This window comes from Dyadobacter arcticus (genome assembly GCF_011762185.1).
In the GTDB taxonomy this organism is placed as follows: domain Bacteria; phylum Bacteroidota; class Bacteroidia; order Cytophagales; family Spirosomataceae; genus Dyadobacter; species Dyadobacter arcticus.
This window is the reverse complement of record NZ_JAASQJ010000007.1, coordinates 146,725-167,662: the sequence shown is the minus strand read 5'-3', so window position 1 is coordinate 167,662 and position 20,938 is coordinate 146,725. Positions and strand designations below refer to the sequence as shown.

General features: G+C 42.8%; 16 protein-coding genes. 8 read left to right on the top strand and 8 right to left on the bottom strand.

Annotated features, from left to right (window positions below; genetic code table 11):
* From FHS68_RS25575 to FHS68_RS25560, 4 genes are all read right to left on the bottom strand, one after another.
* Positions 1-462, bottom strand: coding sequence for an RES family NAD+ phosphorylase (locus FHS68_RS25575; protein WP_229212061.1), 462 nt, complete (start codon positions 460-462; stop codon positions 1-3).
* A gap of 16 nt (positions 463-478) precedes the next feature.
* Positions 479-904 (bottom strand): Xre family toxin-antitoxin system antitoxin, encoded by a 426-nt coding sequence (locus FHS68_RS25570; RefSeq protein ID WP_167276911.1) that lies wholly within the window; start codon positions 902-904, stop codon positions 479-481.
* 52 nt (positions 905-956) lie between these two features.
* Positions 957-3,821, bottom strand: a complete 2,865-nt coding sequence (gene uvrA / locus FHS68_RS25565; protein ID WP_167276908.1) for an excinuclease ABC subunit UvrA — start codon at positions 3,819-3,821, stop codon at positions 957-959.
* Between the two features lie 120 nt (positions 3,822-3,941).
* Positions 3,942-4,493 (bottom strand): hypothetical protein, encoded by a 552-nt coding sequence (locus tag FHS68_RS25560; RefSeq protein WP_167276907.1) that lies wholly within the window; start codon positions 4,491-4,493, stop codon positions 3,942-3,944.
* A 158-nt stretch (positions 4,494-4,651) separates the two neighbouring features.
* Between FHS68_RS25560 and FHS68_RS25555 the strand changes: the two genes are divergently transcribed.
* From FHS68_RS25555 to FHS68_RS25545, 3 genes are all read left to right on the top strand, one after another.
* Positions 4,652-5,629, top strand: coding sequence for a glycosyltransferase family 2 protein (locus tag FHS68_RS25555; protein WP_167276904.1), 978 nt, complete (start codon positions 4,652-4,654; stop codon positions 5,627-5,629).
* Between the two features lie 14 nt (positions 5,630-5,643).
* Positions 5,644-6,402 (top strand): DUF5672 family protein, encoded by a 759-nt coding sequence (locus tag FHS68_RS25550; protein WP_310588647.1) that lies wholly within the window; start codon positions 5,644-5,646, stop codon positions 6,400-6,402.
* An 87-nt stretch (positions 6,403-6,489) separates the two neighbouring features.
* Positions 6,490-7,713: an OmpA family protein gene (locus tag FHS68_RS25545; RefSeq protein ID WP_167276901.1), complete on the top strand. Its 1,224-nt coding sequence runs from the start codon at positions 6,490-6,492 to the stop codon at positions 7,711-7,713.
* A gap of 151 nt (positions 7,714-7,864) precedes the next feature.
* On the opposite strand, the gene tpiA is transcribed toward FHS68_RS25545, so the two are convergent.
* Positions 7,865-8,626: a triose-phosphate isomerase gene (tpiA, locus tag FHS68_RS25540; protein WP_167276898.1), complete on the bottom strand. Its 762-nt coding sequence runs from the start codon at positions 8,624-8,626 to the stop codon at positions 7,865-7,867.
* A 300-nt stretch (positions 8,627-8,926) separates the two neighbouring features.
* On the opposite strand from tpiA, the gene FHS68_RS25535 reads away from it, so the two are divergent.
* The 5 genes from FHS68_RS25535 (at position 8,927) to FHS68_RS25515 (ending at position 15,886) form a co-directional block, all read left to right on the top strand.
* Complete coding sequence (locus FHS68_RS25535; protein WP_167276895.1) at positions 8,927-10,195, top strand: aspartyl protease family protein; 1,269 nt, start codon at positions 8,927-8,929, stop codon at positions 10,193-10,195.
* 32 nt (positions 10,196-10,227) lie between these two features.
* On the top strand, positions 10,228-10,884 hold the full coding sequence (gene mnmC2, locus FHS68_RS25530; protein WP_167276893.1) for a tRNA (5-methylaminomethyl-2-thiouridine)(34)-methyltransferase MnmC2: 657 nt from the start codon (positions 10,228-10,230) through the stop codon (positions 10,882-10,884).
* 68 nt (positions 10,885-10,952) lie between these two features.
* Complete coding sequence (gene lpcA / locus FHS68_RS25525) at positions 10,953-11,537, top strand: D-sedoheptulose 7-phosphate isomerase (RefSeq protein ID WP_167276890.1); 585 nt, start codon at positions 10,953-10,955, stop codon at positions 11,535-11,537.
* 37 nt (positions 11,538-11,574) lie between these two features.
* Positions 11,575-12,012 (top strand): NUDIX domain-containing protein, encoded by a 438-nt coding sequence (locus FHS68_RS25520; RefSeq protein WP_167276887.1) that lies wholly within the window; start codon positions 11,575-11,577, stop codon positions 12,010-12,012.
* Between the two features lie 88 nt (positions 12,013-12,100).
* Complete coding sequence (locus FHS68_RS25515; protein ID WP_167276885.1) at positions 12,101-15,886, top strand: DEAD/DEAH box helicase; 3,786 nt, start codon at positions 12,101-12,103, stop codon at positions 15,884-15,886.
* Positions 15,887-15,891: 5 nt separating this feature from the next.
* Here FHS68_RS25515 and FHS68_RS25510 read toward each other — a convergent pair whose 3' ends face one another.
* The 3 genes from FHS68_RS25510 to FHS68_RS25500 all read right to left on the bottom strand — a co-directional run bounded on the left by FHS68_RS25510 (position 15,892) and on the right by FHS68_RS25500 (position 20,938).
* A complete protein-coding gene (locus FHS68_RS25510) occupies positions 15,892-16,206 on the bottom strand; it encodes a hypothetical protein (RefSeq protein WP_167276882.1) in 315 nt (104 codons plus the stop codon).
* Between the two features lie 401 nt (positions 16,207-16,607).
* A complete protein-coding gene (gene recQ, locus FHS68_RS25505) occupies positions 16,608-18,767 on the bottom strand; it encodes a DNA helicase RecQ (protein WP_167276880.1) in 2,160 nt (719 codons plus the stop codon).
* Positions 18,768-18,814: 47 nt separating this feature from the next.
* Complete coding sequence (locus FHS68_RS25500) at positions 18,815-20,938, bottom strand: ComEA family DNA-binding protein (RefSeq protein ID WP_167276877.1); 2,124 nt, start codon at positions 20,936-20,938, stop codon at positions 18,815-18,817.

Below are 20,938 nucleotides of genomic sequence, written 5' to 3'. Positions count from 1 at the left end.
CTATTTGACCCGCCATAATCTTGGATCAATAGGAATTCTTTCCTGCGCTCTGAGTGCTATTTCAGGAAAAAGCGGGTGACGCGGGTGAAGGATAATGTTTTGAGAAAAAGGCACAATTACAGAAGGAATTGCGACAGCAAGTTTGTCGGGTTTTGAAAGCCAGTCTTTAAGCCATTGCTGGGTTCGTTCGTAGGTCTTATCCTGCCAGTAATCAGGCATTTCCTCTCTGGAAAAGTAGCGGATATCGTCCGGAATTTGGATGGAGGCGAGCCAATAGGTTGGCAAATCCTCATAACGTATCCCGGGCGCGTGCGCCAGTGTTTCTACAAGGCCCAATTCCGGAGTAGAGGTAGTATACAGAACGCCGGTTCCTTTGGGGTTCCACCGGGCGCCATACAATCGGCTGCCTTCTGTAGAAAATGGTTGAATATGAAATTTTTCACTAATAATCCTGTAAACCATTGGCATAATGAATCGGCTAGGCAGGAAGACCATAATCCAGACGTCCCAAAACGTCATCTACCAGCCCGAAGCCAGTTATGGTATCCATTAATTGCAAAGGAGATTGATCATTCAGCTCACGCATTGGCGTTCTCAGCCAGTGGCGCACTGTATTGCCTCTTCCTTCAAAGGTATCCAATGCGTGAATCAGGATATTCCGAAGCAGTAATAATCTCTCAGAAGCCTCTGTACCTAGTTTCTTTTCGGGTAGTATCCGGTGAAGATTTCTGGGCGTCATGCCCAGGACGTAAGCAATCTCATTGTCAGTAAGTCCCACAAGTTTCGAAACGTCATCGGCAACGGAGCGCAAAACACCTTCTCTGGATGTTTGAATTACATTAAAGCCTAATGAAGGTTTTGAGCCATATTGAACAAAATCCTCCTGAAACATTTTCAAAGCCATAACCAAAGCTATAAGTGAACTATGTCACAAATATAAGTGACTTTTTTCGAAATCAAATCTTATCCTTCAAAAAGTCCGCAGTATAATTGCCTTCAATCTTCACCATGTCCTCAGGAATTCCGGCAAATGTAAGATAGCCTCCTTTTTCGCCGCCCTCGGGGCCAAGATCGATAATCCAGTCCGCACTTTTGATAACTTCCATATTATGCTCAATAATGATCACACTATCCCCTTGCTCTACCAATGCATTGATGGCTTTCAATAGCTTTTTGATATCATGAAAGTGTAATCCGGTAGTTGGTTCATCAAAGATGAAGAGCATTTTCCCTTTGTTGGAAGAACCTTTTCCGAGGAATGATGCAAGTTTCACACGCTGCGCTTCCCCGCCGGAAAGCGTGTTCGATGATTGCCCAAGCCCCACATATCCAAGCCCAACCTCCTGCAATGGAATTAACTTATCTGCCAATTTTGGCTCGTTTTCCCTGAAAAACTCAATCGCTTCATCCACAGTCAAATCCAATATTTCCGCAACATCCTTTTCCTGATACCTGACTTCCTGAATCTCCTGCTTAAATCGTTTTCCATTGCAGCCTTCACATTTAAGGTAAATGTCGGCCATGAACTGCATTTCAATTTTAACCTGACCTTCGCCCTGACAAATTTCACAGCGACCCCCATCAACATTGAATGAAAAGTGGGAAGGTTTATAGCCTCTCGCCTTTGAAAGTGGCAGATCTGCCATCATTTGCCGGATATAATCGTATGCTTTAATGTAAGTAACCGGATTAGAACGCGAAGATTTACCTATTGGATTTTGGTCGATCATTTCAACTGCTTCAATTCTGTCGACGCTTCCAGTTAACTCGTCAAACCTTCCAACTTCTTCACTGAATTCGCCTTTCAGACGCATTAGGGCGGGATAAAGTATTTTTCGGATCAATGTTGATTTCCCCGAGCCGCTTACTCCTGTCACCACGGTCAGGTTATTGAGAGGGATTTTAACATCCAGCTCTTTGAGGTTATTCTCTCTCGCCCCTTTGATTTCAAGATGATGGAGCGACTTCCTTCTTACTTTGGGCACCTCAATCGAATCATTACCTAATAGAAAATCTAATGTGTGCGATTTGGCTTCAAGCTCATCATTCCGATCTGCACCATTGTCTTTCAAATTAGCAATGTCCTCCTGGTTACCCTGAAAAACTACATGACCGCCGCCCGTACCAGCCTCGGGGCCGATATCAATGATCTGGTCGGCTGCGTGCATGACTTCTTCCTCATGTTCCACAACGATAACCGTATTTCCAAGATCACGAAGCGACTCCAAAACGCCTACCAGGCGCTGGGTATCTCTTGGGTGAAGACCAATGCTGGGCTCATCGAGTATGTACATCGAACCTACCAAAGCACTTCCCAATGAAGTGGCGAGTTTAATACGCTGGAATTCTCCGCCGGATAATGTGCTGGTTAATCTGTTTAAAGTAAGGTAACCAAGACCAACCCTGTTCATATAGTCCAGCCGTGTTTCTATTTCAGTATGTACCCGTCTGGCGATCTGGCGGTCGTGTTCACCTAATTCCAGATTTTTGAAAAATACAGACACATCTTCAATCGGCTTTAAAACAAGATCAGTAATAGAGGCACCGCCAATTTTGACAAAAGAAGCATCTTTCCTCAAACGCGAACCACGGCAATCCGGACAGGTGGTACGACCTCGAAAACGGGATAGCATAACCCGGTATTGGATTTTATAAGTTTGCGTTTCAAGCTCGGCAATAAAAGCATTGATTCCTTGAAAATATTGATTCCCAGTCCAGAGTAATTCTTTTTGCTCTGTTGTAAGGTCTTTATATGGTCTGTGAATTGGAAAGTCGAACTTAACGCCATTCCGAACGAGCGGGACAAGCCAGTCATTCATTTTCTCGGTACGCCAGGGAGCAATTGCACCTTCATACACGGAAAGACTTTTATCCGGAATAACCAGATCGGGATCAATCCCCAGAATTTTACCAAAACCTTCACAGCGTTTGCAAGCTCCGTAAGGATTATTGAAACTGAAAAGATTGACGCTAGGCTCCTCAAATATGATCCCGTCCAATTCGAATTTGTCGGAGAAAATCCTTTTTTCAATATCAACAACCTGAACAATGCAGATTCCTTCTCCTTCAAAGAAAGCAGTTTGTACAGAATCGGATAAACGGTACTGCGTATCCTCGTCATCATGCTTGATTCCGGCGCGATCTATTAGTATAAAAATCTGATTACCTGACTGTGAAAAGTCGTCCGGCCGTTCCAAAATGTCTTCTATCGAAACAACTTCCTCATTCAGCATGATCCGGTTGTAGCCTTTCGAGAGCAAAATGGTAAGCTCTTCCTGCTGAGAGCGTCCCTCTCGAACCAATAACGGAGCCAGTATCATTACCCGCGTTCCTTCGTCAAACGCGAGCATATAATTTACAACATCCGTTACCGAATCTTTTTTAACCAGATCCCCTGAAACAGGTGAAAAAGTATGTCCAATGCGTGCAAAAAGTAATTTGAGGTAATCATAAATTTCCGTGGAAGTACCTACTGTTGAGCGCGGATTACGCGTATTAACTTTCTGTTCAATCGCAATGGCAGGAGAAATGCCTTTAATGTACTCAACTTCCGGCTTCTCCATCCTGCCGAGGAATTGCCTGGCATAACTGCTCAAACTTTCCACATACATGCGTTGCCCTTCGGCAAACAGTGTATCGAAAGCCAATGATGACTTACCTGAACCCGAAAGTCCGGTAATCACAACCAGTTTATTGCGGGGAATTGCTACATCAATATTTTTAAGATTATTAACCCGGGCACCTTTGATCAGAATGTATTTTCTTGGATCCAGATCATCGAATTGGGAAGCCTCAATCCGAGGTACAGCTAAATGCATCATAGAAGAAATTCAAGTGGATATTCGGCAGAAGTTGGCAATGTACCGATCTTTATAGAAACCAAAAGTTAAGTTATTTAGTTTGGCGCTTCAAGGGGTAAAATAGCGCGCCAATTCTTGCATTTAACTATCGATTTGCTGCGGAAGATCAAGCTGGCGGGCGTACACTTTAGAACACAATGTGTAAACCGACACCAGCATCCGGTTCGTATCCTTGATGTAATCTACCCGATAATCTTCATCCAGTTTTTCAAGACCATTCAGTATCACGTGAGCTTTCTTGGCAATGTACAGCGCGCAGGTATCGGCGCGTGACGAATAGGTTTTCAGGATATTGGGATACTTATCCATAAAAGTATTGAGTAGGAAAAGGTTAAGTTCTAATCCCCCGATTTTGTCTTTGGTTACTTTGACATGATAGGCAATATCGCCGCTGAGATTGCGCATGTCCATCAAAATCCAGCCAGGTGTATTTTGGTTAAATGTCGAAGTCCGGACAATGTTCGCCATGAGATCTTCCCTGCGTTCCGGTATGGTAGAGCTCTCCTCAATCAGCTCGAATTGAAGCCTGTCTGCAAGCGTTTTGTCCCTGGTAATTAGCCTGAGGAGTAATTTATCCTTTTCTTTAACAGGCATCTGGACAATCGCCTTCTTAAGTAGATCTGGTAAGGCCATTCAAATGCATTTGGTAACTTTATTCTGAATTTCGGGAATCTGCAATGTAGCCTGATAGGTCATAAAAGGCAACGATTCTCTCCGAAAATCACCCGCACGTTTGCGAAACCGGTGGGGTTGGTGTTAAATTGCGATTTTGTAAAATTTAAATCCACATTATGGTTTCAGTAGCCATGTGCACTTACAACGGGGCCAAATACTTGCCCGAACAGTTGAAGAGCATTGCTGATCAGACAGTTTCAGTGGATGAGTTGGTGGTTTGCGACGATAAGTCAAAGGATAATACCATTGCAATCATCGAATCTTTTGCAGCTACAAGCAATTTTCCGGTCCGTATTTATATCAACGAGCAAAATCTGGGTTCGACCAAAAATTTTGAGAAATGTATGTCGCTATGCCAGGGAGATATCATTTTACTAACCGATCAGGACGACAGATGGCGTGAAGACAGGGTTCAAAAACAAGTTGACTATCTCCGATCCCATACCGATACAGACGCGATTTTTACGGATGCGTTGATGATGGATGACTTTTCTGAACCTACCGGACGCACGATCTGGCAGGAAATCAACTTTGACAAGCGCGAACAGGCCAAATGGAAAAACGGAAAGCCGTATGAGATTCTTTTCACTGGTTTTGTAGTTACCGGTGCCACCATGGCCCTCAGAAAATCTTGTCTGGAAAGGCTGTACCCATTCCCCACACATGTGCAAGATTTAATTCATGATGCATGGATTGCGATGGTTCTAAGCCTTCAAAACAAGATAGACTTCATTCCTGAAACGCTAATTTATTACCGGATGCATTCAACTCAGCAGGTAGGTTTTGGGAATAAAATTGATAAAGTCCAGCTAAAAGATCGGTTTGTGCGCGACCGTGAGATGAAGTTGGTGCCGCTAAAAGAAAAGGCCAATAAGTTGAATGAGATGTATCTGCTATTAAGATCCATTCCCTTCGTGCCCAGGGAAAAGCTGATCAAGCTGTATTTATCTCAAAAGCACTTCTACCACAGAGCATCGCTTCCTGTAAACCGGCTTCGACGATTAAATCCGGTTATAAGTAATTTGGTAAGAGGCTATTACCGGTTCAGCAGCAAAGATTGGTGGCTGCCAGCAATTGGGGATCTTCTTGAATAATTAATCAGCTCAATGTGAAAGATATAGGAGGAAATTCGTCAGTGGCTGTGGTGATACCCATATACCAATCCCACCTGACCAAAAATGAAGAAATTTCGCTGAGGCAATGCATGCGCGTGTTAGGGGCATACCCAGTGATAGTGGTAAAGCCAAAAAGCCTTAAGTTAGATTTCATTACCGGTAAATATCCTTCTATTGCATTGCTTTCAATGGATGATGCTCACTTCAAAAGCATTGACACCTATAATAAACTCCTAATTTCCATTGATTTTTACAGAACGTTTTCAACTTATCAATACATTCTGCTTTACCAATTGGATGCATACGTTTTCAGGGATGAACTGCTACATTGGTGTCAAAAAGGATATGACTATGTAGGGGCGCCTTCCTTTCACCAAACAGCGTTTGATGCGTTGCCTGCCGAATCAAAAGAGGTTTTTGCAAATGCATTGTCCAATCGTCGATATGTCCTCAATGGAGGCCTATCTCTGCGGAACGTGCCTGCATTTATACGTTACCTGAAAATTTTCAATGCTTTTTACCCAGCTTGGAAAGGGAATGAAGATATGTTGTTTTCGCAAGAAGCAACGCGGTTGATTCCCATGAAAATGTTTCTAAAACTTCCAGGCTGGCAGGAGGCATTGCAATTTTCTTTTGAGAAAAGCCCGGCAGCTATCTATGAGCTCACTAATCACCAGCTACCATTCGCATGCCATGCCTGGGAACGCTATGACCCGGGTTTCTGGTCCGAGTTTATCTCTGTAAATCAGTAGGTTACCTTCTTTAACAATTTTTAACAAACTATCAGGAATGTTCACGCGTTTTTGCAGTTATTTATAAAAAATTAACAGTTTAAGGTCATGACTTTTAAATTGCTTACGGCATTTTGCGGTGCCATTTTACTTTCCTTCAATGTTAGTTTTGGGCAAATTACTGAAAACCCGAAGGTAGACGAACAGTCGCAACCTTACGTGAAGATCAAGCGCGTCGAATTGAATGATCGTTATACGATCATTCATTTGCAGTTTATAGAAACACGGGCAAGTCAGAATCTTCCAAAGCAATTTCCCTTCCCCTTTCCTCAGGGCCCGGATCAAAAACAACAAAAATCAACAGGCAATCAGATCTGGCTTGATCCTGAAACCAGATTATATAAGCCGGGAGAAGTTGAAAAGAAGTTTAAGCTGATCAAAGCAGAGAATATTCCGACAGCCACTAAAAAGGAAGTGAATGCTGGAGAAACCGTCGATTTTGTAGCTTATTTTGAAAGGCTAACCCCTGGTATTGAAGAATTTGATTTTTACGAAGGCCGTAGTTCTCAAGGGTCTCAATCATGGAATTTTTATGGCATTCACATTAAAAACCCGCCTAAAAAGCAACCAGTAAAAACACCCAAAACAACTGCAAAAGCAGAAGAGCCTGTGCAAAAAGAAGTGCAGGAGTCAGTTGCAGAAATACCTCAATCCAACGCTAAACAGGACGGAACGATGGCTGTGATCAAAGGAACGGTTTATAATGCCAAGACTAAGAGTCCAGTTCCTGCCCAGATCTCCTATCTCGAAAAAGGCGATTCTTTACAAATTAAATCTTCCTCGGGCAAGTATAAAATAGGCCTCGATCTGTCTGAAAAGTACAATTTCAGTGTTATTGCAAAAGGTTATTACGGGGCTACATTGAGCGTTACCCCAGCTGATTCGTCCGAAAAAGGATCTTTTGATCAGGATTTTTACCTTACCCCGCTCGCAGTGGGCGAAACCATTACGCTCCCAAATATCTATTTCGAAACATCACAATTCACACTTTTGCCGGAATCGTACGACGAACTGAATCGCTTAGTCAAGATGATGCTTGAAAGTCCTGGGATTGGAATCAGGGTGGAAGGCCATACCGATAATGTTGGGGATTTTGATAAAAACCTTGAATTGTCTAAAAAGCGCGCTGAAGCAGTTAAAAATTATCTGGTTGAAAAAGGCATTAATTCCAATCGGATCGAAGCCAAAGGATATGGCGCAACCCGGCCAATTGCAAAAGGGGACGACCGCAAGAAAAATCGTAGGGTTGAATTTGTCGTCACGCAGGTGTAGGAATGGTCAGGGAATGCACAAAGGTCATTGATGGTCAGAGATGGTCATTAATTGTTGAGAATAGTCAGGGATTGTCATTCGTTGTGAACTATTGGATTGATACCATAATCATGACAACATATGACTACCCATGACCATCAATGACAATGCATTATCTCGCCTTAATAATATTTGTAAACTCCCTGGATTTCAAGGAAGCTCCACCTACCAGACCGCCGTCGATATCCGGTGAAGCGAATAATTCGGCAGCACTTGCAGCAGTAACACTTCCACCGTATAAAATAGAAATCTCATCCGCAACGTCGGCGCCGTATTTGGACGCAAAATGCTGGCGTAATGCAGCGTGCATTTCCTGAGCTTGTTCGGCGCTTGCAGTAAGGCCCGTTCCAATTGCCCAAATGGGCTCATATGCAATCACTACCGATAACAATTGATCCTTAGATAAATGGAATAAACTTTCGGTAATCTGATTTTTGACAAAGCCAATATAGTCTTCATTCTGCCGCTGGTCCAGCGATTCTCCGCAGCAAAAAATAGGGGATACGCCATTTGCCAGGGCCGTATTAACTTTCTCTGCAAGCAGTGCATTCGTTTCATTAAAATACTGCCGACGCTCGCTGTGGCCGATCAGTACATATTCTACACCGACAGCTTGCAACATTTGCGCAGAAATTTCACCAGTAAAAGCGCCTGAAACTTTATCAGAGCAATTTTGGGCAGCCAACGAAAAATTAGGGCTGTTTTCTATGTAATTTTTGATGGTGGTAAGGTAAATGGAAGGGGGGCAAAGTATAACTTTTGTATCGTTTTGAACCTCATCTTTGGCCATATTTACCAGTTCAGAAGTAAGCGCAACTGCCTCATCCAGAAGTTTGTTCATCTTCCAGTTACCGGCAACAATTTTTTTTCGCATGAGAAAATTTTTATTGTGAAAAAATGTCTTTTTACGCAACAAAATTAACTTAATTTCATCATTTGCATGATTTTACATAAATGATAACTTTAATATCAGAAAGTTTGTACTTATAAAGATTTATTTGTGTTTTATTGAGGTAAAATGCATTAATTTTACTTTATTAACCGATTGGGCGGAATTTGATACTTAGGTGTACACAAAAGATATAAAGACAGAGTTAAGCCATTTATAGCCAGTGTGTTTTAGTGTTGTTAACATATTAATTTGACATTTAGAATTTAAAGAAAGGAGGCCACGATGAAAACGTCTAAGTGGTTATTTTTAGCGATCATACTTTTTATAAGTAACACTTCATTAGCTAAAACAGAAGACATTCCACCCGTTTCTGAAGAGAGATACGGTTACTTTTTGGATAAAAACCATAAAACCGCACGCATCCCTTTTGAACTGCATTCAAATCTGATTTTACTCTACGCGAAAATCAATGATACTGATTCACTTCGCTTTATCCTCGACACAGGAGTAAGTTCAATTATTATAACAGATCCCAATATTTTAAAACCGGACAAGCTTCGTCTGACCAGAAAAGTCAGTCTGACGGGTGCTGGTGAAGGGAAATCTATTTCAGCACATGTAGCCATTGATAATCGCTTTTCGATGGGCCGACTGAAAGCTAATCACCAGAATATCGTGGTGCTTGAAGAGGATTTTCTTCGCCTTTCTGAGTATGTGGGCGTGCCCGTACACGGAATTTTTGGTTATGAGATCTTCAACAATTTTGTTGTTACCATCGATTTTTCTAAAAAAGAACTCATTTTGATGCGTAATGAAAGGTACCGTTACAAAACCAGCAAAGGTGACAAACATCCATTGATCATTGAAGACACCAAACCGTTTACGGATGCAGTTACGCTTTTTGCCGACGGCAGAGAACACCCCATCCGGGTTTTGATTGATACGGGTGCGGGTCATGCATTGCTTTTAAATAATACCCCGAAAGAATCTTTCCGTTTACCTGAAAAAGTGATCAGGGCGCAATTGGGCCGTGGGTTAAATGGCGTTATTAATGGAAATCTAGGCCGTATTGACAGACTCAGACTGGGCAGATTTGAGATGGATAATATTGTGGCATCTTTTCCGGATAGCCTGTCATTTGGCTCCAAGCTGCGGGCTGGCACCGAGCGGCAGGGAAACATTGGATGCGAATTGCTGCGCAGGTTTAAGGTTACCATGAATTATCAGGAAAGTTATATGGTCCTGAAACCCATCAAAAGCCGTATGCGTGAAAAATTCGAACACGATATGAGCGGGATGGAAATCAGGGCGGAAGGCAGGGACCTGCATACTTATTTTGTAAATCATATTTCCGACGACTCACCGGCTTCGCGTGCAGGCCTGATGGAAGGTGACCAGTTATTATTTATAGACGACCACTCGGCTTCGGAATTGAATGTAAGTGAAATCTATAAGCTGCTGCAACGCGGCGACGGCAAGAACATTGACTTACTTGTCAAACGCAAAGGGGATATTTTCTTTACCCAGGTTACACTGCGAAGAATGATTTAATTACATTTAAGCCAAACTAAAATCTGGTTTATTTGGAACGCCTTATCGTAACTGAAGACGGCTCGCATTCTTTGTTCAGTTCACAATTCAATCAACAATACCATTCGCTTCACGGTGCTCTCAACGAGGCAGAGCACATTTATATCAATCTAGGTTTACGACCAATCCTTGAAAATGCAAATGTTACAATCCAGGTTTTTGAAATGGGTTTTGGAACAGGCCTTAATGCCTTTTTAGCCTGGAAATTGGCTGACAAGTTGGAAAAACCAGTTTATTACACCTCTGTTGAAGCATTCCCGGTGAGTCTGGAAGATGCATTAAAATTAAATTACCAGTCATTGCTGAATGAGACCGGTTTCATGAAACTTCACGAAATCCCTTGGTCAACACAGAATCAAATTTCACCTTACTTTTCCTTTCGAAAGGAAGATACCCAGCTTCAAAACTTCACATCGGAAACATTATTCGATGTGATTTTTTATGATGCGTTTGATCCGCGCGCGCAGCCAGAATTATGGACAGCAGAAATATTTGGGAAAATTGCAGCCCAAACGTGCACCGGTGGCGTATTGGTAACATACTCTTCCAAGGGGATTGTAAAAAGAGCGCTAAGAGCAGCAGGCTTTGTAGTTCAAAGACACAGAGGCCCTGGCAAGAAAACACATGTACTTAAAGCGATCAAGGCCTGATTAACAACATTTATGTATATTGGTCAAACGGCCGCGAAATTTAGTATTAGATTAAAAAAATAACCAATATGAGTTACCAGGACATTATCAGTCAGGAGTTGAAGGAAGCACAAAGCGTTCTGGACCATTTTCTGAATGACCCTACACAAATTGAAAAAATAGAAAAGGCAGCCCGGCTTATGTCAGATGCGATCCTGCAGAATGGAAAAATACTTTCCTGCGGAAACGGCGGATCACATTGCGATGCCATGCATTTTGCAGAGGAATTGACAGGCAGGTACCGGGATAACCGACGTGCATTACCTGCGATAGCAATTTCAGATGTCAGCCATTTAAGCTGCGTAAGCAATGATTTTGGCTACGAATTTGTGTTTTCAAGATATCTGGAAGCACTTGGTCAACCGGGAGACGTTTTATTAGGATTAAGCACCAGTGGAAACTCTGCTAACATTATCAATGCGGTCGAGGCTGCAAAATCCAAAGGCATGAAGGTTGTGATTATGTCGGGCAAGGATGGTGGAAAGCTTGCTGGACTAGCAGATGTTGAAATTTGTGTCCCACATTTCGGCTACGCGGACAGAATTCAGGAAATTCATATCAAAGTCATCCACATTTTCATGCTGCTCATCGAAAAGACGGTTTTGCAGGAATAAGGCTGAGTAAAAAATCCACTAACCTGACTCGTGTAACATGAATGTTCGCCCTTCGGCCCTGATCATAAAACGTGATCGGATTTTAACCTTGCGATATAATTATGGGGACAAAGATGTTTATGCACTTCCGGGTGGAAATCCAGATGCAGGAGAGTGTCTACATGAGGCGCTCAAACGTGAACTTGATGAAGAATTGGGTGTAATAACTGATGTTAATGAAATGATAATCTGTGGTGAGGTGATATGGAAAGAGATTCAAAAAGAAACTTTTCATGTTGTTTTTGAAACTAAAATTTTTGGCACACCCGCCTTAAATCCGGCTCACACGACCGCTTTGGAAATAGTATGGCTTCCGATAGATGCATTGAATGGAAAAGTACTCTATCCAAACATTGGAAGACAGATAGAAGATTTTTGTGAACAGTTGTTCACTTTTGTCCACATCGGTGTCATTGAACAGCCCTACATCCGATAAGATTTTTTTGAGTGACCATATCTTCCTCGTGCGTTTCTATAAAAGAGAAACATACCGTACTTTTGCATTTTAAACGGCAGCGTGGTAAATGGAAAACGAAAAGAAGGAGAAATTATCCAACTTCTTAATAAGGCGGGCAGATAAGGACGTATTGTCAAGAGGGCGTTCCATTTATAGCAGTGGCGGCTTAAAAGTTTCCAAATTGGAATATAATGGTCCCGGTAATGCCGAATTTAAGGTCAAGAGCGACTACTCAATTCAGTTTTATCAGATTTACATCCGGGATTTCCTTACCCCGCAAATCATTACAGAATGTTCATGTCCCGATAAGAACGGCCTTTGTAAGCACCGTGTCGCGGCAATTTTGTACATTCTGGATAAAATGCCGACCATCAAGCAGGTTGTTTATGACATGAACAGCACTGTTGTCGATCTCCCCGAACTTAAGGAATTTCAACTGAGAAGCCTTGTCTTGGATGATACCTGGAAAAACAGGACGTCCATAGAAAAGGTGGAAATTGTATCAGCCAAAGAAGGAGAGGCGGCATGCGTTGTAACCGATGGCGGGAAAGGCTATCAGGTGGCATTCAAAAGAGTTAAGAATACAAGACAAATTCATACTTCCTGCGATTGTGACCAAAAGCTGTGGGTCCCTTTGTGTGAACATAAGCTGGCGGCATTTCTAAAACTTCGCGAGGAGCTTGGAGAAAAAGCATTCGAGGTAATGCGGGACCTGACCGCAGAAAAAAATAATCTGCTTGCAGAATACGGTTATTCTCTTCTGGATCAGTTTAAAGATAAATTTGATTTTCGGTTAGATGAAGAAGGTGGATTGCTGTTGCTCAAACTGGATCCAACCCTTCAAAAAATTGGCGCTTACCAGGATTGGCGAGCGTTGAGAAACAGAATTTTACCTGCTCAAAACGTTACCTTCAACATTTCTCCTGCTGAAAATGGGCAGGACGATGAGGATCGGATATCGATATTTGTTTTCTGGCCAAAAGGTAAGAACCACTTACTTGACATGGGCTTTGGCGTGTTTTCTGTAAAATACAGCGCCAAATCGGACAAATTGACCAATATCCGGAATATAGCCGGAGGGTCAAGTCACTATTATTCACCGGATGAAATCCCTGTCTTAAGTGAGTCGGACGCCAGGCTGGTCCGGTTGGCAAAGCATTGGGAAGAAGGGCTTCAAAAATTCATACGCAAACAGGGATGGGCTTACAATGCTTATCTGCATTTCGACGATGTGGGCGCCGAGCAGCGTTATGAGGCTAGAAATTACGTTGGAAAACAGCTTAATCGGGTCTTTAATGATCTTGATGCCGATAGATTGTATCTGGCGGAAGGAGATTATGTGACGAGTAATAATCAGCTTATCCAGCTGGAACTGCATCGAGAACCGGTTAAATTGTTTTTCGTACTTACTGAGGACAAAGAATTTATTACCCTGAATCCCTATGTGGAGCTGAAAGCCGGCACACCGCTGGAACTGCAAAAAGTTGTTTCTTTTGACAGCTTCTGGCTGGGTATCTACAATGAAAAATTGCTATTCCGCTGGGCTGGGATAAGCGAAGCTGAAATGGTCGCCTATTTAAGCCAGAACGGATATAAGGTAAGGGTTAAGAAGGAATTCGCTGAAAGCTTTCTGGCCGATTGGATTATTCCAGTTACAGAGCAATTTGATGTGCTGTTCCAAACCAGGCACCAGATAAGTTCAGGACAGCTAACTTTTAAAAAGCCTAAAATTTATCTGAAAGAGGATGATGCCAATCTGCTAATTGTCCCCGCTTATATCTACCAATCGCAGGACAGCGAAACAGGCGAAGTGGAATTTCTGCATGACAAGCGGCGTTCGAAAACCAGTTTTGAAAACAACCAGATCACGTTGCTGGAAAGGGATTTATCTGCTGAAAGTGAGGTTTGGGATTGGATTAAGTCGTTGCATCCTAGTTTCATTCAGCAATCCGGTCAGCCGTTTTTCTATATCCCATTTGATCACGTGATGAAAGAAGGCTGGCTTTTCAATTTTGTGGAAGCGGCCCGCAAAAAACATTATGATCTGCTTGGGTTTAAGGACCTGAAAAAAATGCGCTTCAATCCCAATCGAGGTACTGTAAAAGTGACCGCCTCTTCTGGTATCGATTGGTTTGACATGAAAGTAGAAATCACCTTTGGAGACCAGGTTGTTTCGCTTGCTGATGCCAAGAAGGCATTACTTAAAAAGCAAAATTATGTTCAGCTTTCTGATGGTTCATTAGGCGTGCTGCCGGATGAGTGGATCAGTAAATTGGAACCACTGTTGCAGTTTGGTCGGGTAAATGCTGATAAAATCATGCTATCCAAAATTCACTTCTCGTTAATTGATGAACTGGTTTCGGAAATTGACAACGAAGAGGTGTTTCGGGAGTTGTCGGAAAAGAAACAGAAACTGCTCAATTTCAAGCAAATACCTGATGTTCCACTTCCCGGCAATGTCAATGCTACTTTGAGGCAGTACCAGGAGGAGGGATATAAATGGATTCACTTCCTGGATGAGTTCGGCTGGGGAGGATGTCTGGCGGATGATATGGGGTTAGGGAAAACGCTGCAAATGCTTACTTTTTTGCAGCAGCAGAAAAATATGGATCCCGCAAACACCAATTTGGTTGTGGTACCTACCACATTGATTTTCAACTGGCAGGCTGAGGCAGCTAAATTTACGCCTGATCTTAAGTTATTTGTGCATCGGGGAATGGCAAGGAGAAAGGATATCGATTTTTTTAAAGAATATGACATTATCCTCACCACTTACGGGACGATGCGCAGCGATGTGGAGCTGTTGCGACTCTTTAATTTCAATTACATTGTCCTGGATGAAGCGCAGGCCATCAAAAATCCGGATTCTTTGACGTCAAAAGCTTCACGATTGCTGCATGCGAAAAATCGTCTGACGATGACTGGTACGCCCGTGGAGAACAATACATTCGATCTGTACTCTCAATTTGAATTTTTGAACCCTGGCATGTTAGGCCACGCGGATTTTTTCCGCACGGAATATGCGACACCCATTGATAAATACCAGGATAAGGAGAAGGCAGCCGAATTGAGAAAGCTGGTCTATCCTTTTATGCTGAAACGTACCAAAGAAGAAGTGGCATCAGACCTTCCTGATAAGACAGAAACCATTTTGTTCTGTGAAATGGGCAATAAGCAACGCAAGGTGTATGACACTTTTAGGGAAAGATATCGTCAGGAAATTGCAGAAAAGCTTGCTACCGACGGACTGAATAAAAGCAGCTTTCTGATCCTGGAAGCACTATTAAAACTCAGACAGATATGCGACTCTCCGGCAATACTGTCGGGCGATGAAGATTTTGGGAATGAATCGGCGAAGCTGGAAGAGATCACCCGTGAAATAGAGGAAAATGCGTCGAATCATAAGATCCTCATTTTCAGTCAGTTTTTGGGGATGCTTGACCTTATTCGCCAACATTTGGAAAAAATCAACATTCCGTACGAATACCTCGACGGACAAACTGTCGATCGTGCCGGACGGGTAAATCGCTTCCAAAGTGACAAGACATGCCGCGTATTTTTGATGAGCCTAAAAGCAGGTGGGGTAGGTTTAAATCTTACGGAGGCGGATTACGTATATCTTATTGATCCCTGGTGGAATCCGGCGGTGGAGCGTCAGGCGATTGACAGAACACACCGTATTGGGCAAACTCGGAAGGTATTTGCCTATAAAATGATTTGTAAGGATACGATTGAAGAAAAGATACTATTGCTGCAACAGCGTAAACAGGACTTGGCGGAAGATTTGGTAGGCGGGGAATCCGGATTTATTAAGAAGCTCAGTCAGGAAGATATTATGGGACTTTTCAGCTAATGCTATTAATAGTTAAGCATTTTGCTCCCGGAAGCGATATTCAATAAATTCTGTTTCACCAGTTTCATCTGACCAGTGTTGGAAATAGAATCAAGCGAAGTAAGTTCAAAGAGCGGCGCCGGATTGTACAAAGATTTAACGTCTTTTTCTCTGCCAAAATCCATTTGACTGGCTAATTGGTCATTGCCAAAATTTTTGTTTGGGAAATTGAACATATTCTCCACGTTCACATTCTTGACTGCCTTATCGCTTGCTTGCCTTTCAAGCACGCACAATATCAGTAAAAAAGAAGCTACTACCAGGGTAAGATGATTTTTCATAAAAAAGCGTGTTGTTTGCCCTCTCTTTGAGACAACTACTTCACAAAGAGCAATTTTCAAGCCAGACCGTTGTAAGGCTGTAAAAATAATTTAATTCAAAAATGGCCCTGACAACGCGGAACGAGCGTTTTTTCACTATTCCACTACAACGCTGAACTATTGCTGTAAATACCGGCTTCCACCACCTGTTAAGGAGTAACCGGCTTACTGATTTCGTAAATTTTGAAGACAAAGTTGTACTTTACTCCTTTCAAATTTCCAAACCCGTTCAGGACAAATTCTACAATATTTCCGATACGAGCCGCCCTACTTTACCCCAGTTTTTATCCCTATTTGGGGTCTGAGCTTATATTATGCCCTCGTATTTTTACATTACAAATATAATTATACAAATATAGCGTTTAATGTGACCTTTCTCGATTTTCCTCAAAAATAGCAAGTGCAAGGCGAATCTGCCCGTAATCGAACTGCTCGTTCAGTAATTCAAACAAAGGTTTCAAAGGATCGTTTTTCGTGATTTGCATTTCTTGTGCCGCCAACGTAATCGTTTTATAAGACTTATCGTCGATCAGGGTTTTGAGATCAATATCATTGCCTTCTTCTTTGAGTTTGATGAGGTGCGAAATAATGGTAACCACATTGAGATTTCGCTTTTCGGCAATGACCTTAACAGAATGTCCTTCTTTGTAAAGGTCGAGCGTTTCTACGAAAGTCATTCCCTTGATTACCCTGGTTCCGGGTTTGGTGTTTTCGCGGGCAAAATCCAGAATTTCTTTAATAAATGTTTCTCCATATTTCCGAAACCGCTCATCGGCAATACCTGAAATTGCTTTCATCTGAACCTCATTAATCGGTTTTTTCTGCGCCATTTCCGAAAGTGTCGCGTCGGTGAAGATGATATATGGCGGAATCCCGATTGCATCAGCCATTTGTTTTCTCAGTAATCGCAGGCGGTCAAACAAAGCGTCGCGGATAATTTCCTGTTTGGCTTTTTCCTTGGGCACCAGCTCTTCTTCTTTTGCTTTTCGCTCATTCAGCGGAATAAATTTGACAAGTTCCACTTTCCGTTCACCTTTCAGGATCTGGCGGCTAACTGGATTGAGCTTAAAGGTATGTGCCTCATCATAAGCAATATCCATGACGCCAGAGTTGAGCAATTGGCTTATATAGTCGCCCCATTCTTCGCCCCTAAGCTCTATTCCCGCCCCAAACGTTGGAAGCCGGTCGTAGCCAAATTGAAGCACATTGCGGTTGCGGCTACCTCGAAGAATATCGATCAGCATTCCCATCGCTACTTTTTGGTCGGTGCGGGCGATGCCTGACAGCGCTTTTTGTGCAATGATGGTTGCATCGAACCGGGTTCGTGGGTTTTGGCAAACATCACAGTTACCACAATCTTTTTCTACAGCCTCATTGAAATAACTTAGCAAAATCCTTCTCCTGCAAATATCCGCCTCTGCGTATTGCTTCATGCGGTTGAGTTTGGCATGAAGCAGCTCTTTTTGCTCAGCCGACTGATCTGAATTATTGATCATATCCTGCCGGGTAATGATATCCATGTAACTGTAAAACAAAACCGTATCCGAAGGAGTACCGTCGCGCCCGGCCCGCCCGATTTCCTGATAAAAACTTTCGACATTGGAAGGTAAATTGTAATGGATAATCCACCTTACATTGGACTTGTCGATGCCCATACCAAATGCAATCGTCGCTACAATGATCTGAATATCATCCTTCAAAAATTTCTCCTGGACCTTTGAACGCTTTTCCGATGCCAGGCCTGCATGGTAAAATTCGGCTTTGTAACCCGCATTTTGGAGGCTGGCGGCTACTGCTTCTGTTCCCTTCCTGCTTAGACAATAGATAATTCCCGCCTGGTTTTCGTGTTTGGCAATGAAGCTTTGGATTTGCTGAAGCCTTTTCCGGCCAGGCAAAACGTTCAGACTAAGATTTGGTCGGTCGAAGCTGGCAATGAACGTTTCGGAATGTTCAATGCGAAGTTGTTTCAGAATGTCCCTGCGTGTTACCCGGTCTGCGGTGGCGGTCAACGCAATGATTGGAACGTCGGGGAAACGCAGCTTTAATGTGTTAAGCTGGCGATATTCTGGTCGGAAGTCGTGGCCCCACGAAGAAATGCAATGCGATTCATCAATAGCGAAAAGTCCAACATTCCACTCTTTTAAAAATTCAAAGGTATTTCCGGAAAAAAGCCGCTCTGGGGCGATATAAAGCAATTTTAATTCACCCAGCTTGGCTTGCCAGATTATCTGATCCTGTTCAGCAGATGAAATGGAAGAATTTAAAAATGCGGCATTAACCCCATTTCCTCTTAGCGCCTCCACCTGGTCTTTCATCAAGGCGATCAGCGGGGAAATTACAACGGTAAGTCCAGGCCTTAAAATAGCGGGGATCTGAAAGCAAACGGATTTCCCGCCGCCCGTCGGCATCAATACAAGACAATCCTTGTCTGCCATTACGGTATCAATAATCTCAGCCTGCTGCGGACGAAAAAAATCGTATCCAAAATATTTTTTTAAAGCTTCCAGTTTTTGGTGTGTCATAATAATTCAATGTGCAGGGTTTGTTATTATATTTTTTTGTTGATAAATCAAAATTGGTACATGGCCTGGATCTTGATTTCACTGCGTTTACTTCCGTTTATCTCATTCAATCCCGAGCTAATCTTTTCAAGATCCCGATAACGTGTTTGAGACCAGCGAACCCATATTTTCATGTTTTTGGAGAGAGTATAGCGGGTCATCAGATAATGTCGTGTCCCAATGTCATAGTAAGCAGGTACTGAGAATGCGTAAAGCATGTCTTTTTCATAAACATATTGCCGACTATCGTAATTGTCGGTATTGAACCAGGCAATTCTCCCACTAAGTTCAATTTTTGAAAAATGCCAGGTGATATCCTGTAAAATGGTCAATCCTTTTGACTTTGAAATATCTCTGTAATTAAAATCGCCGCACTGTAAACGGGTACGGACGGAAAAGCGCAGTGGCTTCTCATACTCGAAATTAACCATGGCAGTGCGACGAACAGAAGTGACCAGCGGCGCAACGGCATCGTCGCTTTCCGGATCGTTTCGTTGCTTATGTTTCTCGTGAAACAGGATATATGCATTCAGCCGCTTATTGGGTTTCCAAAGAAGATGCAGGTAATAATCGTAGCCTTTCGAAGGGACATCCACCTGATATTTTAGCCACGGAAACCTGAAAAAATCAACATAACTGCTGAATTGCCAGCGTCGGCTTGGCGCATACCTTAATCCTCCATAAGCACCGGTTTCATTAATTGGCCTCGAAGATTCGCTGAACGAAGTGCCATAAAAAGTATGAAAATTGCGATCATAATGTCTGAAAAGCAATGAGATATCGAGCTTTTTACCCATTCCTACAATTACCCCACCAATTACGCCAATCCCGCCGCTTTTTGAAATGGATCCCTCTCCAAGGAAATGGAGATTTTGCCATCGATAATCCCCGTGTACACCAGCAACCAAATTTTGCTTACCCGAAAATTCATATCGATTGTAAGCAACATCCCGCTTTCGGAAAATGGTCCCATAAGTAGTGAAAAGTGTGGTCAGGCCAATTTGTCCCTTCTGATCTGCAAGCTTGTGAAGAATGTGAAAGCCAACATTTTCTTCGGGAAAGATGTTGTGCTTTTCCCGTTCCGTTGGCGTGCGGTGATAACCCGTAACGGGTAGTGAAGAAGTGATTTTCTCGTTTGAATCGTCGCGCAACAGCTCCTGGGTCGCATCCCTTTTCACCATTGAAAGAAACAACGTTACCTCTGTTCTTTTAATCGGTGCAAAAGTTGCAGCCACTCCCCGGAAAAAATTGGCTTCCATCACAGAGGTATAGGGTTTGAGTCCCAATGTACTGCGATAGGTTGTCTTGATAACTTCTGAACCTTTACCCAGAGAAAAACCAGCTCCGACAATCATTCCCTGGCCAGTCTGCATCTGAAAGTCACCAATAATCAGGTTTTTAAGTTTTCCCCGATTCATAATCTGGGCGTGAAAAGAAGTAAAATCAATGCCGTAGATCTGCCTTTTACCAAACCAGTTCCAAAACTTTTCCCCTGCATCCTTTTCCAACGTTAACCCAAAACTATAAGAACTGGTACGGGCATTTCGGTAACGCAGATAACCATTGAAAGCAGTTCCCTCATATCTTGTCGTGGAGTGAGAACCAGGTTCCAATGCACTGAAACCCTTCTGTTTTTCCAATATTCTCCCTGATCGGAACATTAAAAAATGCTGACTGGGATTTTTCAGGGATTGTTGCAGGGAAACGGCGGCAATATTGACAGTCACAAAAGGAAGTAAACGCTGGATGCTGGGGAGGTCAAAATGGGGAATGGCCTGCAATTCATAAAGAGACAAGAACGGGCCCAATGTTTCACGGTAAACGAAAAATGAATTCAGCTGGATTTCAGAGAGAATAAAGGTATTGGAAAGCTCGTCGCGGGTCGCGGTATTAAGGTCGAGCGGACTTGCATATAGCTGAAAAAGAGACTCGTATATTTCGGAATAATCGTTGTCCTCCGACGGAACCGGAAAAAGGTCGGAAATGAATTGGTTAATGTCTATTTCTTTGCGGGGAGGTGCCTGGGCAAGCGATAGTTTCACATGGAAGACGCAGAAAAGAATGATCAGCTTGCAGGATACCAAGCCGCATGGCTGATTTGAAGCGTATGTCATTTTTACAAATTTCTGCAT